At 47.1% G+C, this 679-nt stretch carries 1 pseudogene; it reads right to left on the bottom strand.

The window, feature by feature from the left end:
• Window positions 1–48: 48 nt before the first annotated feature.
• Window positions 49–679, bottom strand: a pseudogene (locus PROVRUST_RS18710) (phage terminase large subunit family protein); the annotation flags it as partial.

Below are 679 nucleotides of genomic sequence, written 5' to 3'. Positions count from 1 at the left end.
TTGTATGCGCCATATTCTGTGAATGACGTTTTTATTTTTTACGGCTCATTAAAATACCTCGACAATATTGTGATGGTTGCTGTTTTCACCGGTGATCGGTTCGTTATACAGAGCATGCATAGTTGCCCACGCTAAATCGGCATGGCTGGCTTCTTCACTGCGATCTGCTTCATACGTAGGGCGGTTGCCACTCGCGGTGGTTGCACGGCGAATCGCCATAAATGATTGAGTGATATCATTGCAACCGGCGTCATACTCAAGGCGGTCATGACTAATCACGTCATACGCTTTGAGGACAAGGGCATTTTTTAAGGCTGGGTTATAAATAAATTCTTTCGCTGCGGGGAAAAAATTCACGCACGTTTTGTAGGACTCCATGACCAATACCCGTAGAGTCGATACCGATGTATTGCACGTTGTAGCGTTCAGTTAGCTCTTTGATTGCATCGGATTGAGCGCGAAAATCCATGCCACGCCATTGATGGTGTTCAAGTATGCGAAATTTATCACCTTTGCGCATTGGCGGAGCGATAACCACACAGCCGGCGCTATCCCCATTTTGGGTGCCTTTGGCGGGATCGTAGCCAATCCAAACGGGGTGATAAGCATAAGGGCGTATCATCAATGGCTGCACGTCGTCCCAAATTTCCCAACTGTCCACCATGCATTTTTGCATTAG

Source organism: Providencia rustigianii DSM 4541, assembly GCF_000156395.1.
GTDB lineage: Bacteria > Pseudomonadota > Gammaproteobacteria > Enterobacterales > Enterobacteriaceae > Providencia > Providencia rustigianii.
This window is presented reverse-complemented; position numbering and strand designations above follow the sequence as displayed.